The sequence below is a fragment of the Nonomuraea sp. NPDC049419 genome (assembly GCF_040676995.1).
GTDB lineage: Bacteria > Actinomycetota > Actinomycetes > Streptosporangiales > Streptosporangiaceae > Nonomuraea > Nonomuraea salmonea.
Window position 1 is genome coordinate 210,698 of record NZ_JBFAQB010000004.1, and the last position, 16,341, is coordinate 227,038.

14 protein-coding genes are annotated in these 16,341 nt (G+C 71.6%); 5 read left to right on the forward strand and 9 right to left on the reverse strand.

Translation table 11 applies throughout. The features are described 5' to 3' along the window. Positions 1–5 precede the first annotated feature (5 nt). Genes AB0K12_RS15060 through AB0K12_RS15070 form a run of 3 tightly spaced genes read right to left on the reverse strand, consistent with a single transcriptional unit; the run spans position 6 to position 2,551 of the window. Entirely contained in the window at positions 6–194 is a 189-nt protein-coding gene (locus AB0K12_RS15060) for a tautomerase family protein (protein WP_364560343.1), read from the reverse strand. 41 nt (positions 195–235) lie between these two features. After that, a complete protein-coding gene (locus tag AB0K12_RS15065; protein ID WP_364560345.1) occupies positions 236–1,252 on the reverse strand; it encodes an LLM class flavin-dependent oxidoreductase in 1,017 nt (338 codons plus the stop codon). Between the two features lie 57 nt (positions 1,253–1,309). Further along, the gene (locus AB0K12_RS15070; RefSeq protein WP_364560348.1) at positions 1,310–2,551 is read right to left on the reverse strand and encodes a cation:proton antiporter; all 1,242 of its coding nucleotides are present in this window, start codon (positions 2,549–2,551) and stop codon (positions 1,310–1,312) included. Between the two features lie 221 nt (positions 2,552–2,772). Here AB0K12_RS15070 and AB0K12_RS15075 point away from each other — a divergent pair, with 221 nt between their 5' ends. The 3 genes from AB0K12_RS15075 to AB0K12_RS15085 are packed head-to-tail and all read left to right on the forward strand — an operon-like array spanning position 2,773 to position 7,290. Beyond that, positions 2,773–3,960: an MFS transporter gene (locus AB0K12_RS15075; RefSeq protein WP_364560350.1), complete on the forward strand. Its 1,188-nt coding sequence runs from the start codon at positions 2,773–2,775 to the stop codon at positions 3,958–3,960. Next, positions 3,957–5,957 carry a molybdopterin oxidoreductase family protein gene (locus tag AB0K12_RS15080; RefSeq protein ID WP_364560352.1) on the forward strand — a complete coding sequence of 667 codons (2,001 nt, stop codon included), beginning with the start codon at positions 3,957–3,959 and terminating at the stop codon, positions 5,955–5,957. The genes AB0K12_RS15075 and AB0K12_RS15080 overlap by 4 nt, the downstream gene beginning before the upstream one ends. Further along, positions 5,905–7,290, forward strand: coding sequence for an FAD-dependent oxidoreductase (locus tag AB0K12_RS15085; RefSeq protein ID WP_364560355.1), 1,386 nt, complete (start codon positions 5,905–5,907; stop codon positions 7,288–7,290). Before AB0K12_RS15080 ends, AB0K12_RS15085 begins: the two co-directional genes overlap by 53 nt. Positions 7,291–7,377: 87 nt before the next feature. On the opposite strand, the gene AB0K12_RS15090 is transcribed toward AB0K12_RS15085, so the two are convergent. The 6 genes from AB0K12_RS15090 to AB0K12_RS15115 all read right to left on the reverse strand — a co-directional run bounded on the left by AB0K12_RS15090 (position 7,378) and on the right by AB0K12_RS15115 (position 13,515). Further along, entirely contained in the window at positions 7,378–8,202 is an 825-nt protein-coding gene (locus AB0K12_RS15090) for a class I SAM-dependent methyltransferase (RefSeq protein ID WP_364560358.1), read from the reverse strand. Between the two features lies 1 nt (position 8,203). Continuing rightward, a complete protein-coding gene (locus AB0K12_RS15095; RefSeq protein ID WP_364560360.1) occupies positions 8,204–8,839 on the reverse strand; it encodes a DUF2461 family protein in 636 nt (211 codons plus the stop codon). Positions 8,840–8,862: 23 nt separating this feature from the next. Next, entirely contained in the window at positions 8,863–9,057 is a 195-nt protein-coding gene (locus AB0K12_RS15100; RefSeq protein ID WP_364560362.1) for an MbtH family NRPS accessory protein, read from the reverse strand. Between the two features lie 91 nt (positions 9,058–9,148). Then, positions 9,149–10,984: an asparagine synthase (glutamine-hydrolyzing) gene (gene asnB / locus AB0K12_RS15105; protein WP_364560365.1), complete on the reverse strand. Its 1,836-nt coding sequence runs from the start codon at positions 10,982–10,984 to the stop codon at positions 9,149–9,151. 3 nt (positions 10,985–10,987) lie between these two features. Further along, positions 10,988–12,076: an LLM class flavin-dependent oxidoreductase gene (locus tag AB0K12_RS15110; protein ID WP_364560368.1), complete on the reverse strand. Its 1,089-nt coding sequence runs from the start codon at positions 12,074–12,076 to the stop codon at positions 10,988–10,990. 14 nt (positions 12,077–12,090) lie between these two features. Then, the gene (locus AB0K12_RS15115) at positions 12,091–13,515 is read right to left on the reverse strand and encodes an MFS transporter (protein ID WP_364560370.1); all 1,425 of its coding nucleotides are present in this window, start codon (positions 13,513–13,515) and stop codon (positions 12,091–12,093) included. Positions 13,516–13,613: 98 nt separating this feature from the next. On the opposite strand from AB0K12_RS15115, the gene AB0K12_RS15120 reads away from it, so the two are divergent. Further along, positions 13,614–14,846: a cytochrome P450 gene (locus AB0K12_RS15120; protein ID WP_364560373.1), complete on the forward strand. Its 1,233-nt coding sequence runs from the start codon at positions 13,614–13,616 to the stop codon at positions 14,844–14,846. Between the two features lie 2 nt (positions 14,847–14,848). Beyond that, complete coding sequence (locus AB0K12_RS15125) at positions 14,849–16,327, forward strand: aldehyde dehydrogenase family protein (protein ID WP_364560376.1); 1,479 nt, start codon at positions 14,849–14,851, stop codon at positions 16,325–16,327. Positions 16,328–16,341: the final 14 nt, after the last annotated feature.

Consider the following 16,341-nt stretch of genomic DNA (forward strand, 5'->3'; position numbering starts at 1 on the left):
GTTCCTCACACCTCGTCACACATCAGTCGTCCGGCGCGGGCGAAATCCCTGCGTGTCATCTCCACGAACCGGACGCGCACCTCCTCGGGCCTGGCGCCCAGCGTCGCCTCGGCCGACTTGGTGACCTCTTCTGCGAATCTGCGGCGCTGGTCGAGATCCTTGCCGCTGAGCATGAGCACCGTGATGAACGGCATTGGCGCATTCCTTCCGAATCGTCAGCGGAGCCGACCGGTCGTCAGCGGAGCTGACCGGCCACGTCGTGGATGATGCGGGTGATCATGTCGGCCTTGTCCGGGACGCCGTACAGGGTGAACGACACCGCGTCCACGCCGACGTCGGCCAGGGCGGCCAGGCGCTCCACGCAGCGCTCAGGCGGGCCGTAGATCGCGAAGCAGTCGATGAGCTCGCTGGACAGGTCGCGGGCGTGTGCCGCGCCCTTGGCCTCGTGCTGCTCCCACTGGTAGCGCTCGGCCAGCTTGGCCATCTCCTCCACCACGCCCGCGGGCAGCGCGGAGGCGAGCAGGCGGTTCACCGGCTCAGGGCGGCTGACCGCCGAGCGCCACAGGAAGAAGGCCGAGGTGGCGGCGTAGGAGCGGACGAACTCCCTGGCGTAGTCCACGTCCTCGTGGACGAACACCGCGCCCCTGCTCCACAGCTGCAGGTCGGCCGGCGTCCGGCCGGCCTGCGCGGCGCCTTCGGCCACCCGTTCCCGCTTCCACGCGGCGATGCGCGGGTCGAGGCCCGGCAGGAACACGCCGTCGGCGATGCTTCCCGCGAGCCGGCAACTGCGCGCGCCGTGGGTGCCGAGCACGACGGGGATGTCTCTGCGCGACCATCCCGACCGCATCGGCGCCTCGTGCCAGGTCGCCTCCTCGCCCGCGACGAACGAGCGGAAGAAGGAGACCACGTCCCGTAGCTCGCCCAGCGGGCGCGCGCTGCGGCCCACCATGGCGACCGCGCTGCCGCCCGCGCCGATGCCGAGAAAGGCACGGCCGCCGGACAGCTCGTCGATCGTGGCAATGGTGTTGGCCAATACGGCGGGATGCCGGATATACGGATTGGTGACCGCGTGGCCGAGCTTGATGCGCGTCGTGCGCTCGGCTGCGAGCGCCATCATGACGGTCGAGTCGCGACACAGGTTCTGCGACTCGATGAAGGTGCAGTGCTCGTATCCAAGTTCGTCAGCAAGCGTCGCGACATTAGCCGCCTGATAGGCCGACAAAGTGCGGCCGATGCCAATCCCGAATTTCATGAGCAGCTCCACGGCGAAACAAATTCATGTGGCCACGACGATACTCGGGACGGCCATTCAGTCAACGATGAGGTCTCGCCGGCGGGACACCGCCGTTTCGTCCGCGGGCAGCCTGCGGGTGGCGAATCGCAGGATCGGCGGGGCGGCCAATGACGTGGCGACGGCGAACAGCACGATGACCGTGTACATGGTGGCGTCGAGAATTCCGAGGCGCAGGCCGACTGCCGCGATGATGACCTCGACCACGCCGCGGGCGTTGATTCCGGCGCCCACCGCCAGGCGCTCCCAGCGGTCCATGCGGGAGCAGGCGCCGCCGATCCAGGCGCCGGCGAACTTGCCTGTCACGCCGACGCAGAGCACCGCCGCCGACACGGCCAGGATCGCGGGCTCGGCCAGCGCCGTCAGGTCCATGCGCAGGCCCACCGTGGCGAAGAACAGCGGCGCGAGCACCGACATCACCCACGTACGCACCACGGCCAGCGCCTGGCCGACGTGCGCGCGTACGGAGCCGATGGCGAGGCCCGCGAGCAGCGCGCCGAAGACCGGCTCCAGCCCCATGGCGTGCGCCGTCGCCGCCCCCACCAGCGTCATGGTGACGATCGCGGTGACCCCGGAGTTCGGCGCGGTACGGACCGTCCAGCGGGCCAGCGGCCTGCCGATGAGCAGCACGAACGCCAGCACGGGCAGGGCGGCGAGCGACACGGCCCAGCCGCCCCCCGACAGGCCGGAGGCCGCCAGCGCCGAGACGACCATGAGCAGCAGCCAGCCGGCGACGTCCTGCAGCACGCCTGATGCGATGATCAGCTGGCCGACGCGGTGCCCGAGCAGGCCGAGGTCCATCAGCGTCTTGGCGATGACCGGCAGCGCGCTCACGCCCATCACCACGCCCAGGAACAGGGCGAACACCAGCGGATCCGCGCCGTCGGGCCGCAGCCAGGCCGGCATCAGCAACCCTGTCGCGACGCCCAGGCACAGCGGCACGAGCATCCCCGCGACGCTGATGGCGACGACCGCGCGGCGGCGGCTGCGCAGCACGCCGGCGTCCAGCTCGGCGCCGGTCAGCGCGACCAGCAGGAGCACGCCCAGCTGGGCCACGACGTCGAGCAGGTGGAACTGGGCGGGATCGCGCGGAAACAGCCACGCGAAGAATTCGGGCGCCACGTTGCCGAACACGGTCGGCCCGAGCAGCACACCCGCCGTCAATTCGCCCACGATCGCGGGAATCCCGACGGACCTGGCCAGCGCGCCGAGCAGCCGGGCGGCCACTAACAGCGCGCAGCCTTGCAACAGGAAGATCAATAGCTGATGATGGGGGATAAGCGCGACGGGGGATTCTATCACCACGACCATCCTTTGTTTCTGTGATTGTTTTCGCGCCCGCTATCTGCCTCATTATAGAAAGCATGGTCATTCGTCTTTCCCGGCGTCGCGGTATCGACGATTTACGACTCGAGGACGCGGCTTATTGGCGGGCGGTGGGCCGGAAAGTCGCCTGGCGCAATCTCGTGCTGTCGATAGTCGTGGAACATCTGGGATTCGCCGTGTGGACGGTCTGGAGTGTGGTCACCCTGGAGCTCGGCGGCCGCGATCTCTCGGTGAACCAGCTGTTCTGGCTGGTGGCGTTGCCCAATCTGGTGGGCGCCGTGCTGCGGATCCCCTACACGTTCCTGCCCGCGCGGATGGGCGGCGCGAACTTCACCGTCCTGAGCGCGTTGCTGCTGCTGGTGCCCGCCCTGCTGCTCGTGGTGGCGGTACGCGACCCTGGGACGCCGTACTGGATGTTCCTGGTGATCGCGGCGACGGCCGGGCTCGGCGGCGGGAACTTCGCCTCCAGCATGGCCAACATCACGAACTTCTTCCCCGCCGGCAAGCAGGGCGTCGCCCTGGGACTCAACGCGGCGGGAGGCAACATCGGGGTCAGCTCCGTCCAGGTGCTCATCCCCGCGGTGGTCGCCGCCTACGGGGCGGCCGCCGCCGGGTGGGTCTGGGTGCCGCTGCTGCTGGTCGCGGCGTTCGCCGCCTGGTGGGGGATGGACAACCTGGCCTCGGCCAGGGCGAGTGTGCGCGAGCAGTTCCGGGTGGTACGCCACCGGCAGATGTGGATCATGTCGTTCCTCTACATCGGCACGTTCGGCTCGTTCATGGGCTACGCCACCGCCTTCCCGCTGCTGATGAGCAACGAGTTCCCGTACGCCGCCGTCGCCGCGCCGGCCTTCGCGGGCCCGCTGGCCGGGTCGCTGGCCAGGCCGCTCGGCGGCTGGCTGTCCGACCGGTACGGCGGCGCGAAGGTGACCTTCTGGACCTTCGCCGTCATGGGCGCCGGCGCGCTGGCGGTGTGGGCGGCGCTCGCCTCTGGCGCGTTCCTGGCGTTCTTCGCGGGGTTCATGCTGCTGTTCGTCGCGTCGGGCGCGGGCAACGGCTCCACCTACCGGATGATCCCGGCCATCTTCACCGCGGTCGAAGGCAGCGTGGAGGGCGGCAGGCGGGCGACCTCCTCCGCGCTCGGCCTGGTGTCGGCCGTGGGCGCGCTGGGCGGCTTCTTCATCAACCGGGCGTTCGGCGAGTCGTACGCGGCCTTCGGCGGCGCGGGCGCGGCGCTGGCCGCGTTCGTGCTGTTCTACCTCGCCTGCTGCGGGGTGACGTGGTGGTGCTACCTGCGCACGGTGCTGCTGTGGTGGCGGCCCAGCCTGGCCGAGGCGCGGGTATGACCAGGACGCACTGCCCCTATTGCGCCCTCCAGTGCGGCATGGACGTCTCGGCCGGCGGGCTGATCTCCGCCGAGAGCCTGTGCCAGAAGGGCTGGACGGCGGCTGAGGTGCTGCGCGCGCCCGACCGGCTGACCACGCCCCTGGTGGGCGGCCGGGCGGCGACGTGGGACGAGGCGCTCGATCTGGCCGTCACGCGCATCCGGCAGATCCAGGACGCCCACGGGCCTGACGGCGTGGCCGTGTTCGGCGGGGGCGGCCTGACCAACGAGAAGGCGTACCTGCTGGGCAAGTTCGCCCGGGTCGCGCTGCGTACCAGCCAGATCGACTACAACGGGCGCTTCTGCATGTCGTCGGCGGCCGTCGCGGTGCGGCGCGCCTTCGGCGTCGATCGCGGCCTGCCGTTCCCCGCCGACGACCTCGCGCGGGCGGAGACGGTGCTGCTGGCCGGGGCCAACCCGGCCGAGACCATGCCGCCCCTCGTCCGCCGGTTGCGCGGCGCGAAGCGGCTGATCGTGGTGGATCCGCGGGCGACGGCCACCGCCCGGCTCGCGGACCTGCACCTGCAGCTCACCCCCGGCACGGATCTCGCGCTGGCGCTGGGGCTGCTGCACATAGCGGTCGCCGACGACCTCATCGACGCCGGCTACATCGCGGAACGGACCAGCGGCTTCGCCGCGGCGGTCGCGGAGTCCAACGCCTACTGGCCCGAGCGAGCCGAGCGGATCACGGGGGTGCCGGTGCGGCTGCTGCGCGAGACGGTACGCGCGCTCGCGCGGCGGCCCGCCGTCGTGCTCACCGCGCGCGGCTCGGAACAGCACGCCAAGGGCGTGGACACGGTGACGGCCTTCGTCAACCTGGCGCTCGCACTCGGGTTGCCCGGCCGTCCCGGCTCCGGCTTCGGCACGCTCACCGGGCAGGGCAACGGCCAGGGCGGGCGCGAGCACGGGCAGAAGGCCGACCAGCTGCCCGGCTGCCGCGACATCCGCGACCCCGAGGCCCGCGCGCACGTCGCCCGCGTCTGGGGAGTGCGCCCCGAGGACCTGCCGGGGCCTGGGCGGTCGGCGTACGAGCTCCTCCAGTCGCTGGGCACCGAGGACGGGCCGAGGGCGCTGCTGGTCTTCGGCTCCAACCCGGCGGTCTCCGCGCCGGAGACGGCCCGCGTACGGGAGCGGCTGCGCGCCCTCGACTTCCTGCTGGTGTGCGACGTCGTCCCGTCCGAGACCGCCCGCATGGCCGACGTGGTGCTGCCCGTCACCCAATGGGCGGAGGAGGACGGCACCATGACGACCCTGGAGGGCAGGGTCGTCCGCCGCCGCCGGGCGACCGTACCGCCGCCGGAGGTGCGATCGGACCTGGAGGTCATGCACGAGCTCGCGCGGCGGATGGACGCCCCGGGCGACTTCACCCCCGACCCCCGGCGCGTCTTCGCCGAGCTCCGGCGGGCCGGCGCCGGCGGCCCCGTCGACTACGCGCCCATCGACTACGACACCGGCGGCTTCTGGGGCGGGCCCCGGTTGTTCCTCGACCGCTTCGCCACCGAGGACGGCAGGGCGCGCTTCGTGCCCGTCGGGTTCCGCCCGCCTGCCGAGGACGTCTGCGCCGACTACCCGGTCTATCTCACCACCGGACGGGTGCTGCAGCACTACCAGAGCGGCGCGCAGACCCGCCGGGTCCGTGACCTCGACCGTGCCGTCCCAGGGCCGTTCGTCGAGCTGCACCCCGACCTGGCGGCCCGGCTGTCCGTGGCGCAGGGCGACGCCGTCCGCGTGAGCAGCAGGCGGGGCAGCGTTGTCGTGCCCGCCAGGATCAGCGCCGGCGTCCGGCGCGACACGGTGTTCATGCCCTTCCACTGGCCGGGAGCCAATTTCCTGACGAATCCAGCTTTGGATCCCCTGTCGCGCATGCCGGAGCTGAAGGTGTGCGCCGTACGCGTGGAGGCCGTCCGTGAGAGTGGTAGTGATAGGCGGCGGCATGGCCGGCGCCCGGCTGGTCAGTGACGCACGGCTGCGCGGCGCGGACATCACCCTGTTCGGGGCGGAGCCGCGCCTGCCGTACAACAGGGTGCTGCTTTCCGGCGTGCTCGCCGGCGCCACCCGCGCGAGCCAGCTCGCGACGCCGCTGCCCGGCGACGTCGAGGTGCGCGCGGGCGTGCGGGTCACCGCGATCGACCGGGCGGCGCGGCAGGTCGTCGCCGAGGACGGCGGCCGCACCCCTTACGACGTCTGCGTCCTCGCCACCGGCAGCGAGCCGCTCGTGCCGCCCGTGCCCGGCATCGAAGGCGCCCTGCCGTTCCGCACGCTGGACGACTGCGACCGCATCGTCGCCCGCGCCAGCACCGCGCACCACGCCGTGGTGATCGGCGGCGGCCTGCTCGGCATCGAGGCGGCACGCGGGCTCGCGGTACGGGGCGTCAGGGTGACCGTCGTGCACCTCGCGGGCCACCTCATGGAACGCCAGCTCGACGCCCGCGGAGGCGACATCCTCGCGAGGACGCTGGCCGGCCTCGGCATCACCGTCCGTGTCGGCGTCAGCGTCGCGGCGGTCGAGCCCGACGGGGTGGTGCTCAGCGACGGCACGCCGATCGCGGCCGACCTGGTGGTCGCCTCCTGCGGGGTGCGTCCCGTCACGTCGCTCGCGCGCGAGTCGGGCCTGACCGTCGAGCGCGGTGTCGTGGTGGACGACCTGCTGCGCACCGACGACCCGTACGTGTACGCCATCGGCGAGTGCGCCCAGCACTGCGGCGTCGTCTACGGCCTGGTCGGGCCCTGCTGGGAGCAGGCCGCCGTGCTCGCCGCCCACCTCGCGGGCGAGCCGGCCCGTTATCGCGGGTCGCGGCTGGTCACCAGGCTCAAGGCGCCCGGTCTGGAGGTGGCCTCGCTGGGCGACGTGCACGCGGACGGCGAGACCGTCACCTTCAGCCATCCCGCCGCCGGGGTCTACAGGAAGCTGGTCATCCGTGACGACCGGCTCGCCGGCGCGATCCTGCTGGGCCGCGGCGACGCGGCGGGCGTGCTCACCCAGCTGTACGACCGGCAGGCCCGCCTGCCCGCCGGGCCGGAGAGCCTGCTCTTCCCCGAGCTGGCCGCCCGCGACCCGGCGCACGGCCCGGCGCATGACCTGGCCAGGCTGCCGAGTACGGCGACGATCTGCCACTGCAACGCCGTCTCCAAGGAACGGATCAGGACCGCGTGGCTGGCGGGCGCCGACACGGCAGCGGCCATCGGCAGGGAGACCCACGCGGGGACCGGCTGCGGCACCTGCCTGCCCGCCATCGAGTCCCTGCTCGGCTCCTTCGGAACCCCGCTCACCCCCATCGCCGAGGCCGGCTGACACTACGAGGAACCGGCTGACACCACGGGGAACCGGCCGGCACGACGAGAGGCCGGCCGCACGTGCGGCCGGCCTCTCCTACTCGCCTCAGGGCTGCTTGACCAGGATGGCCTCCAGGTACTCGACGGGCGCGACCAGCGTGCCGTCGGTGGCCCTGTTCCACGGGACCCACATCTCGATCAGGTCCCGCTCCAGCGCCGCCGCCTGACGTGGCGGCAGCACGGAGAAGACCATGCTGGTGGGCCCGAAGTTGGTCTTGAAGTGCTCCAGCCAGTGCTCGGGGGAGCGGTAGCGGAAGACGAAGTCCCTGCGGGCCGTCCTGACGCCGGCGATCCCGCCGCCGAACAGCTCGCGCAGCCGGTCGGGGTCGCCCCAGCCGGTGGGCTGCGGCGTGCCGGGGGTGGGCGGGATGTAGCGGGACATGATCTCGAACAGGCCGCCCAGGGACCCGGTGGCCGTCCAGGACGCCAGGCCGATCCGGCCGCCGGGCCGGCAGACCCGCAGCAGCTCGGCCGCGGTGCGCTTCTGGTCGGGCGCGAACATGGCGCCGAAGGCGGAGACGACGACGTCGAAGTCCCCGTCGGGCAGCGGGATGTTCTCGATGTCGGCCTCGATGAGCCGCGCGGACACCCGCTCGGCCTCCATGCGCCGCCGCGCGTCGTCCAGCATCGAGGCGGAGAAGTCCAGCCCCGTGACGTCGGCGAAGCGCCGCGCGCAGGCGATGGTGGCGTTGCCGCTGCCGCAGGCGGCGTCGAGCACGCGCTCGCCCGGCCGTACGTCGAGGTGCTCGATCAGAAGCTCGCTGGCGATCGTGGTGGTGCCGGCGACGGAGGTGTAGTCACCCGCCGACCACGCGGAACGCTGATAGTGCTTGAGCGACGATGAACGGACCGTCGCAGGGGAGATGGGCACGTCAATCCTCCAAAGGCGAATAGCGGCGCAGCCAGCCGCTCAACGGAGCCGCACGCTCCCACGCCCCGGTGATCAGCTCGGTGACCCCGGGGTCGTCCAGCCAGAGCGACGCCGGCCGGCGCAGGGTGGCCGCGAGGCCGGTGCGGCGCAGCAGGGCGATGTGGGGGTGGTCCCGCGGGTAGCCGCGAGGAGCCGTCTTCAGCGTCTCCCCCGGCACGGTGAAGCCGCCGGTCTCCAGGTCCGCGATGATCGCCAGGAGCCGCGCGCCCGCGGGGCCGGCCGCCGCCGCGCGAAAGCGGCTCAGCCAGGCCCCGCGGGCGCGGACCACCCCCACGGACGCGATCAGCTCGTGCGCGGACACCGACAGGTAGTGGTGCGTCCCGTCTCCCGCGAACTGCACGCCGAGATGGGTGTGGTACGGCTGCCGGCCGTCTGCGAACCGGGCGTCCTTGCGGAGCCGGAAGATGTGCGCCTTACCGTACGTGGGTTCGAGTGCGGCGGCGAGCGCCTCGGCAGGCTCCAAGACTGCTCGCCGGTAGAGGTCGCGGTGGGCGTCCAGGTAACTTCGCGAATTGTCCTTTTCCAGGCCGGCGAAGAAAGTGACGAGTTCGCTGCTCCATCCGGTGAACGCGGTCACCTGGATCCCCCTTTTCTTTCGGGTCAGGCGTCCGCCGTCGCGGTGCGCAGGCTCAGCGGGCGCATGTCGGTCCACAATTCCTGGATGCGGGAAAGGCAGAACTCTTTCGTGCCCTCCACGCCGACGGCCTCCCAGCCGCTCGGAATATCCTGACCGGCCGGCCAGATGGAGTACTGCTCCTCGTGGTTGCGCACGACTGCAAATGACTTCTCGGGCATGCGGAACTCCTTAAGTAAGGGGAGCGGTGTTCGCATGATGCCATTCTGCGAAGCCGCCCGTCATCGATGTGTCCTGCCGGCGGTACGCCCGTCAGGGAAGCCGCACGTCAGGGCGGTAGATGTCCAGCCACAGCATGACGTCGAGCACGCGTTCCATGCCGAGCCTGGCGAGCTTGTCGACCGCGGAAGGCTCCTGCCGGGTGGCCGCCTCCAGCCGGCGCCGGTCGGCCAGGGCGAACACCGGGTGTCCCGGCTGCCTGAGCAGCTCCCTGGTCTGCTCCTGCAGCGCTTTGACGTACGAGGTGTCCTGGGTGGAGGGGTAGGCGCTCTTCACCCGCTCCGCCACGGCCGCGGGGAGCCGATCGCGGACGGCGCTGCGCAGCAGGCTCTTCTCCCTGCCGTCGTGGTTCTTCATGGCCCACGGGGCGTTGTAGACGTACTCGACCAGCCGGTGGTCGCAGAACGGCACCCGGACCTCCAGCCCCACCGCCATGCTCAGCCGGTCCTTACGCTCCAGCAGGAAGCGCACGAACCGGGTCAGGTGCAGGTGGCTCATGAGCCGCATGCGGAACTCCAGGTCGCTCTCGCCGTCCAGCCGCTCCACCTCGCGTACGGCGTCGGCGTAGCGGTCACGCCGGTATCCGTCCAGGTCGAGCGCGTCGCGTACGTCCGGCTTCAGCCACAGCGCGTCCCGGTCGAGCGGCCCCGCGTTGACCGCGATCCACGGGAACTCGTCGGCCCACCGGATCCGGTCGTCGTGGAACTGCCGGTAGCCGCCGAAGACCTCGTCGGCCGCCTCCCCTGACAGGGCGACGGTCGAGCGCTCGCCGATCGCCTTGAACAGCAGGTAGAGGGAGAAGTCCATCTCGCCGAAGCCCACGGGCAGGTCGCGGGCCTCCAGCGCCTTGCGGCGCACCTGCGGGTCGGCCAGCGCGGCGTGGTCGAGCACGATGTCGCGGTGGTCGGCGCCGACGTGCTCGGCCACGGCGTGCACGAACGGCGCGTCGGGGGTGCCGCGCAGGTCGTCGGGCAGGAAGCCGTCCGACTGGCCGACGAAGTCCACGGAGAACGTGGGCACGGCCTCGGCCCCGAGGTGCGCGGCGGCCAGCACGGTCAGCGCGCTGGAGTCGAGGCCGCCGGACAGCAGCACGCAGCGGGGCACGTCGGCGACCAGTTGCCGGCGCACGGTGTCGCCGAGCAGGTTGCCCACCTGGGCGATCGTGGTCTCCAGGTCGTCGGTGTGCGCCCGTGTCGCGAGCCGCCAGTACGTACGCTCCCGCACGCCGGAGGCGTCCACGGTGACCACGGTCGCCGGCTCGACCTGCCGCATGCCGTGCCAGATCGCGTGCCTGGGCGTCATGACGAAGGCCAGCCACTCGCGCAGCCCCTCGGCGTCGACCACGCGCTCGGCGGCCGGGTGCGCCAGGATCGCCTTCGGCTCGGACCCGAACAGCAGGCCGTCCCTGGTGGGGGCGATGTAGAGCGGTTTGACGCCGAGCCTGTCGCGGATCAGCACCAGCTTCTCCACGCGGTCGTCCCAGATGGCCAGGGCGAACATGCCGTTCAGCCGCTCGGCCACCTGCTCGCCCCAGCGCAGGTAACCGCGCAGGACGACCTCGGTGTCGCTGGAGGTCGTGAACCGCTCGCCGAGCCGTTCCAGCTCGCCGCGCAGCTCGGTGAAGTTGTAGACCTCGCCGCTGAAGACCAGGCACACCTCGCCGCCGGGCACGGAGGCGGTCATCGGCTGGAGGCCGCCCTCCAGGTCGATGACGGCCAGGCGGCGGTGCCCCAGAGCGGCGTGCGGGGCCGTCCACAGCCCTTCCGCGTCGGGCCCGCGGCAGGTCATCGTGCGGGTCATCGCCTCGAGCGTCGGCCGCTCATGGCGCAGGTCGCGGTCGAAGGCGACCCATCCGGTGATTCCACACATGCGTTACCTCCCCAGCTCCTGCGGCCACACCGCAGGCAGCACCTTGTCGACCAGCAGCCGGGACGCCTCGGCGATGTCGGGGCCCAGCGGCGAGCCGATGTAGAAGTCGTCGAAGCCGACGGAGTGGATGAGGCTCGCCAGGGTCTCCAGGCGCGCGGCGCACGCCTCGGGCGTCCCCGACACGATGAGCCCGTCCAGCAGGTCGTCGGAGACGTACTGGGCGGCCTCAGGCAGCGGTCTGCCGCCGCGCAGGGCCGCGCGCACCATGGCCGCCGACTCCATGTCGAACCCGGCCCGCTCCAGGTCGGGCCAGAGGACCGGGTTGCCGGCCACGATGGCCGCCTGCCTGCGGCCGAACTCCCTGGCCGCGGCGCCGTCGTTCGAGACGCAGCAGTTGAGGCCGTAGAGCAGGCGGAACGGCCGGCCGGCCGCCGCCCGCCGCCGTGCCAGCGCCACCACGTCGCCCACGGTCTCGTGGTCGCCGGCCTCCAGGGCCGCGTACGACACCGCGGGGTAGGTGCTCGTGCAGATCAGCCCGTCGGCGAGGTCCTCCGCCAGTGCCCTGCTCTTGGGCCCGCCGATGGCCATCAGGATCGGGATGTCTCTGGTCAGCGGGAACGACAGCCGCGCGATGGCGTCGTCGCGCCAGCCCAGCCGCTCGCTCAATGACGGATAGTCGCGCAGCAGCACGATCTCGCCCGCCCACAGCCGTCTGATCAGCCCGATGCTCTCCCGCAGCAGGGTGAGCACCGAACGCCTGGTGAACATGCTGGTCACCAGCGAGCCACCCGTCCCGACGCCCATCTGCACCGCGTAGCCGGGCGCCACCAGCTCGGCGATCGTGGCCATCGCGGCGGCGATGTCGATGGGGTTGCGCGACAACGGGATGGTCACGCCGCTGGCCACGCCCACGTGCCGGCCGGCGGCGATCGCCGACATCAGCACGTGGGAGTTGCGCGCCAGCATCTGGTCGGGCACCCAGATGGTGCGGAACCCGCTGCTCAGCACCGAGCTGGCGGCCAGGATCTCGTCGGCGGGAACCCACGGAGCGATCTGGACCCCCGAAGGCCGGGTCCCGGAAAGCGTTGTCATGATCGTCCTCTCGGTCAGGTGAGCCCGCGCTTCGGTTCCGAGGTGCGGGAGAGTGTGGTCACGCTCACCACGCCGGCCAGCACCAGGCCGGCCGCCACGTAGACGGGCAGCTGCGCGGGACCGCCGCTCAGAGCGTTGACCACCGGAGGCACCAGCCCCGCCAGGGCGAACCCGCCGTTGATCGACAGGGCCGTCCCCGAGGCGCGGATCGCGGTGGGGAAGCGCTCGTTCAGGAAGATGGGCAGCGGCCCGAACGCGGCGATGGTCAGCCCCGACAGCAGCAGCGCGGGCAGCGCCACCAGGAGGGGCGAGTACACGCCGGCCAGCCACAGGTACAGGCAGGGCAGCGCCACCATGTTGAGCGCCGAGGCGCACAGCAGCACGCGGCGCCTGCCGTACCGCTCGCTGAGATGGCCGCTGAGCGGCGCGAAGGCGAAGGCCCCGAGGTTGACCCAGACCAGGACCACGCTCACCGTCGCCACGCTCAGCCCGTTGACCAGCTGCAGGAAGCTGGGCAGCAACCCCAGCGTGAGCAGGAAGAACGTGGCGACGCCGAAGACCACGGCGATGTTGGCCGCCAGCGCCTTCCTGTGCGGTCCACGGGAGAGCAGCGGGGTCAGCGGGTTCTCCGCGCCGTCCTCCTTGGCGCTCCAGAGCGGCGACTCGTCGACGTACTTCACCACGAGCACGCTGACCAGCACGGGCAGGCCGCCGGCCAGGAACATCACCCGCCAGCCCCACTCGTTGAACGCCTCGCCGGGGAAGATCCTGGTCGTGGCGAACAGGGCCAGCGCGGCCAGCAGGCTGCCGATCGCGGTGCCGCCGCCGCCGACCACCCCGGAGACCAGGCCGCGCCAGCGCGCCGGCACCGACTCCGTCGCCAGGGTGAGCGTGGAGGCGAAGACGCCGCCGACGAACAGGCCCTGGGCCAGGCGCAGGAGCAGCAGCAGCAGGGGAGCGGCGAGACCGATGGCCTGGGCGCCGGGCAGCAGGCCCATGGCGGCGGTCACCGCGCCCACGCCGAGCAGCGCCACGACCATGGCCCGCTTGCGGCCGTGCCGGTCGCCGATGACGCCCATCAGCGCCGCGCCGATGGGCCGCATGATCAGCGTCGCGGCCAGCGCGACATAGCTGCCGGCCAGCGCCAACGCGGAGTTCTCGAGGGGGAAGAACACCGCCGCGATGGCGGGCGCGACGAATACGATCACATAAAGGTCGTACAGGTCAAGGGCGAAACCGATGACGGAGGAAACCGTCGCCCTGAATCCATGCGGTCGCCTCCCGGTCCCCTCGGCGATGACAGCGTTCTCTGTCTTCACCGGCAATCTCCTTTCGTTCGGGACGTCACCATCGTGCGTGCCTTGTCGGCGGCTTGACAAATGTCGGAAAGCGGCCGACCTTAGTCGAAAGTGAGCGCAGGATTCGCGCCTAATCTCCATGCCCCCCGCTGTTTATTCGCGCTATTGGCATGCTCAAAAGGAAGTGATCCCTGATGACGGTCGGCGCCGACATTAGATCCCAGAAGGTGCGGGTTGACATGTTCGGGAAGGAATTCCTGAACGACCCCTATCCCGCGTACGCCAGGCTCAGGGAGGAGGAGCCCGTCCATTGGGACGACCGGCTGAACGGGTGGGTGATCACCCGGCACAGCGACGTGTACGCCGCCCACCTCGACCCCGAGACGTACTCCTCGCACCGTCTCGGCGCGATGGTGTCCAACAAGGTCGGTCCCGGCTCGTCCGACGAGATGAAGAGGTTCATGGACCTCGCGCCGGAGTGGATGCTGTTCCGCGACCCGCCCGACCACACCCGCATCCGCAAGCTGATGAACCGCGAGTTCCGCGGGCGGGACATCCGCGCGCTGCGCCCCGCGATCGAGGAGATCGCCACGGGCGTCATCGACCGGGCCGCGGAGAAGGGCGAGTTCGACCTGGTCAAGGACTTCTCCTACCAGCTACCCGGACGGGTGCTGGCGACCATGTACGGCCTGCCCGCCGGTGAGGGCGTCCGCCTGACCGACTGGTGGTACGAGATCCGGCACATGCAGCGCGTCTTCCTCGGCGCCGACCCCACCCAGGTGGCGCCGTCCGGCAGCGCGACCGCCGAGGCGTTCAGCGAGATGACGCCGTACCTGGCCGAGCTCATCGGCGACCGGCGCAGCCGCCCCAAGGACGACCTGGTCACCCGGGTGATCGCGATGGCCGAGCGGGGCAAGGACGAAGGGCTGCGGCTCAGCGAGCAGGAGATGTTCGCGCACCTGCTGCTGCTGCCGCTGGCCTCCTTCGGCACCACGATGGACCTCATCGGCAACGGGGTCCTCGGCCTGCTGACCCAGCGCGACCAGTGGAACCTGCTGCGCGAGGACACGGAGCTGATCCCCTCAGCGGTGGAGGAGCTGCTGCGCTACGACGCATCCGTGCAGCTCACGCACCGCCTCGTGACCCGCGACATCGAGGTGGCCGGGCAGCCGATCGCGGCCGGCGAGCTGGTCTACCTGGTCCGCGGCGCAGCCAACCGCGACCCCGAGCGGTGGCCCAACCCCGACTCGATCGACGTGCGCCGCCACGACTCCGGCCACGTCGGGTTCGGGGTCGGCATCCACCGCTGCCTCGGCGCCGGCCTGGCGCAGGTCGTCACGGGCGCGGCGTTCAAGGTGCTGACCCAGTGCGTGCCCGACCTGTCGTTCGTGCCCGGCAGGCCGCACCGGTGGAAGGCGGACACCCCGCAGTTCCGTGGCCTGGCCGAGTTCCCCGTACGCAGGGAGCGGTAGCCATGGGGCGCTCCGCGCAGGTCTTCACCGCACAGTGGATCGACGGCGACTGGCGGCCGTCCGACGCCGTGGACGGCATCGACGTGCTCGACCCCAGCGACGAGAGCCTGCTTGCGGTCGTTCCCGCCGGGACGCTGGACGACGCGCGCAGGGCCGCCGAGGCGGCGCGGGCGGCTCAGCCCCGATGGGCGGCGACCCCGGTCAAGGACCGGATCGCGTTCGTCGAACGGCTCGCCCGCAGGCTCTCCGAGCGGGCCGGCGAGCTGGCCGAGGTCATCGTCTCCGAGGTCGGCGCGCCCGTGACGGTGGCGCGGCAGGCGCAGGTCGGCCTGGCCGTCGCCATGACGGAGTCGTTCGCGGAGCTGGCGACCGGGTTCGCCTTCGAGCGGCGGGCGGGCAATTCGCTCGTGCTGCGCGAGCCCGCAGGGGTGGTCGCGGCCATCACGCCATGGAACGTCCCGCTGCTGCTCACCCTGCAGAAGGTGGTCCCGGCGCTGCTGGCCGGCTGCGCGGTCGTGCACAAGCCCAGCGAGCTGACCCCGCTCAACGCCTACCTGCTGGCCGAGATCACCGCGGAGTGCGGCCTGCCGCCCGGCGTCTTCAACGTGGTGGTGGGCACGGGCGAGGGCGCGGGCGCCGACCTCGTCCGCAGCCCCGACGTGGACATGGTCTCCCTGACCGGCTCCGTGCGCGCCGGCCGCCAGGTCGCCTCGATGGCGGCCAGGAGGGTCAAGCGCGTCCACCTGGAGCTGGGCGGCAAGAACGCCGGCATCCTGCTGGACGACGCCGACCTGCGGCTCGGGGTGGCCGCCACGGTGGACCAGATGTGCTTCAACACCGGGCAGGCGTGCCTGCAGTGGAGCAGGCTGCTGGTGCCCGCCGACCGGCACGACGAGGCGGCGGAACTGGCCGCCGGACTGGCCGGCCGCTACCGGGTCGGCGACCCCCGCGACCCGGACACCGACCTAGGGCCGCTCATCAGCGACCAGGCGCGCGAGCGCGTCCGTGGCTACATCGCCACCGGCGTGGCGGAGGGCGCCACGTTGCTCGCCGGGGGCGAGGAGGCGCCGGAGGGACGCGAGCGCGGCTACTACGTGCGTCCGACCGTGTTCTCCGAGGTGCGGGAGACCATGACCATCGCCAAGGAGGAGATCTTCGGCCCGGTGCTGTCGATCATGCCCTACCGGGACGAGGACGAGGCGATCGAGATCGCCAACAACACCCCGTACGGCCTGCACGGAGCCGTCTGGTCGGCCGACATCGGCAGGGCGCGGCACGTCGCCACGCGGATGCGGGTCGGCCAGGTGGACATCAACGGCGGGCCGTTCAACATCCTGGCGCCCTTCGGCGGGGTCAAGCAGTCGGGCATCGGCCGCGAATGCGGCGTGGAAGGGCTTGAGGAGTTCTGCGAGACCAAGTCGCTGCAGCTCCCGGTGGACGTGGCGGCGCCCGTCGGGCCCCGGCTGCGCGCACACGCATAGTTCGAGACAGAAGG